Raw genomic sequence first — 2,610 nt, 5'->3', positions numbered from 1 at the left:
CGCGCGACGTTCTCCGTGCGTGCGGCGGCGTTCGCCCTCGACTTCCTGCTCGTGGCGCTCACGCTGGCGATGTTCCAGGTGGACTCCGACACGGTGCTGCCGTGGCTGGTGGCCTACCACGTCGGCTTCTGGACGTGGAAGGCCACGACCGTCGGCGGCATCATCTGCCAGCTGCGCGTGGCGCGCGTCGATGGCGCGCCGCTGCGGTTCGTCGATGCGCTCGTGCGCGGCCTCGTAGGCATCTTCTCGCTGGCCATCTTCGGGCTCGGCGCGCTCTGGATCCTGCGCGACGAGTACCGCCAGGCCTGGCACGACAAGGTGGCCGGCACCGTCGTCGTCCGCGTCCCGCGGGAGTATCCGCTGCCGTAGCGGGAATGCCGCATTTCCCCGTACCCGGTACCCGGTACCCGGTACCCCGTACCCGGTACCCGGTCCCTTGTGCTACGCAGCTGATGCCGGGGCGGTGCTCAGCCAGCGCTGCAGCACCTGCGACAGCGCCTCGAGGACCACCGGCTTGGTGACGAACTCGTTCATCCCGGCCTCGAGGCACAGCGCCTGATCGCTCGGCAGCGCGCTGGCCGTCATCGCGATGATGGGCACGGCGGCGCGCACGTCGCCCGCGTGCCCGGCCCTGATGCGGATGGTGGCCTGCAGGCCGTCGAGCTCCGGCATGTGCATGTCCATCAGCACCAGCTCATAGGGCCTCGCCTTCAGCGCCTCGACCGCCTTCGCGCCCGTGTCGACCACATCGGCGGTCAACCCGAGGCGCGCCAGCATCGCCAGCGCCACCTTCTGGTTCACGAGGTTGTCCTCCGCGAGCAGGATGCGTGCGGGGCCCGTCGGTACGCGCGGCGTGAGCGGCTCTCCTGCCGATACCGGTCGCGCGGCAGGCGCCTCGCCGCCGGGCGCCGGAGTCGGCGCCGTGGTGTCGCCGGCGCGCACCCGGGCCATCGCCGCTACCAGTTCACGCGCCCGGAGGGGGCGGCTCAGCCACTCGAACACGCCCGGGGTGCGGGCGCGCCTCGCCTCGGCGTGGTCGGCCATGGAGGTGACCAGCACCACGGGCAGCCCGCGCGCCGCCAGCGGCGCCAGCAGGACCGACAGGTCGTCCTCGCCGCCGAGGCGTGCGTCCACCACCGCGACGTCCAGGTCCGGCATCCGGGCAAGGGCGGCGGCGCACGCCTCGAGGGTGCTCGTCGTCACGACCCGCGCCCCTCGCGCTTGCAGCGTCGCCGCGACGGCGTGGCGGGTCGTGGCGTGTCCTTCGCCCACCAGCACACGCAAGCTCTCCAGGGAGGCGACATCCCGGGCCGGCTGCACCGACTCGACGCCGAGGCGCGCCGTGAACCAGAACTCCGAGCCGATCCCGGGTGTGCTGCGGACGCCCACGGCGCCCTGCATGAGCTCCACCAGTTGCCGCGAGATTGCCAGGCCGAGTCCCGTCCCGCCGAAGCGGCGCGTGGTCGAGGCGTCCACCTGCGAGAACACGTGGAAGAGCCGGTCGAGCTTGTCCGACGGAATGCCGATGCCCGTGTCGCGCACGCTGAACCGCAACTGCGCGGTGCCGTCGGCGGCGGTGTCGACGGTCGTCCGCAGCACCACCTCGCCTTCGGCCGTGAACTTGATGGCGTTGCCCACGAAGTTGGTGAGCACCTGCCGCAGGCGGCCCGGGTCCCCGTTCACGCGTCGCGGCACGTCGGGCGCCGTCACGTGGACCAGCGCCAGGCGCTTCTCCTCGGCCTTCACGCCCATCGCCGCGGCGAAGTCGTCGAGCAGGTCGTCGAGGTCGAAGGCGATGTGCTCGAGCTCGAGGCGCCCGGCCTCGATCTTGGAGAAGTCGAGGATGTCGTTCAGCAGCACCAGCAGCGCCTCGCCGCTGCCGCGGACCACCTCCGCGAACCGCCGCTGTTCCGGATGGAGCTCCGAGTCGAGCAGCAGCCGCGTCATGCCGATCACGCCGTTCATGGGCGTGCGGATCTCGTGGCTCATGTTGGCGAGGAATTCGCTCTTGGCCTGGCTCGCCTGCTCGGCGCGCTGCGCCATCTCGTTGGCACGCGCGGTCTGGGCCTCCACATCGCGCAGCGCGGCCTCGGCGCGGGTGGTCTGCGCGCGCAACTCGGCGGTCATCTCGTGCGCCAGCGATTGGGCCCGGACCTGCGCCATGCCGAGGAGCCAGATGGTGGCCCCCAGGAAGCAGCTGAGGAGCCCCCCGCCGATGCCCACGATCCAGGGCGCCGAGTACTCGACGCCGGCCTCGAAGGCCGGTGACGTGCTCGTGCGGACCATGAGTCGATGTCCACCGATGTCGACGGGGGTGGCAGAGGTGTAGCGATGACTGGCGTAGTGCGCGTCGTCCAGGTAGCCGCGCGCGTCGGCGAGGCTGTGGTTGGCGTCGAAGACCACCGACTCGGCGGAGAGGGACTCGCCGTCGAACAGCTCGAACTCGAGCAGGCCGCCGGCCGAGTCCGCCACGCCGCGCATGAGTTCGCTTGCCACCAGGGGGGTGTACACGAGCGCCAGCAACTGCCGGCGGCGCTCCGCGACGGTCGTCGGCTGGCCGCGGTACACGGGGACCAGGAGGATGTAGCCGGGCCCCTTGTCTCGGTCATA

2 protein-coding genes are annotated in these 2,610 nt (G+C 71.6%); one reads left to right on the top strand and one right to left on the bottom strand.

From position 1 onward, the window contains the following. Positions 1-369 (top strand): RDD family protein (locus ACIRDX_RS22770; RefSeq protein WP_396627700.1); only part of this gene is annotated, 369 nt, incomplete at its 5' end. A gap of 72 nt (positions 370-441) precedes the next feature. On the opposite strand, the gene ACIRDX_RS22765 is transcribed toward ACIRDX_RS22770, so the two are convergent. Continuing rightward, positions 442-2,610 (bottom strand): ATP-binding protein (locus ACIRDX_RS22765; protein WP_396627699.1); only part of this gene is annotated, 2,169 nt, incomplete at its 5' end.

This window comes from Luteitalea sp., from assembly GCF_044337415.1.
In the GTDB taxonomy this organism is placed as follows: domain Bacteria; phylum Acidobacteriota; class Vicinamibacteria; order Vicinamibacterales; family Vicinamibacteraceae; genus Luteitalea.
Note: the sequence above shows the minus strand (reverse complement) of the source record. Positions and strands in the feature narration are given on the sequence as shown.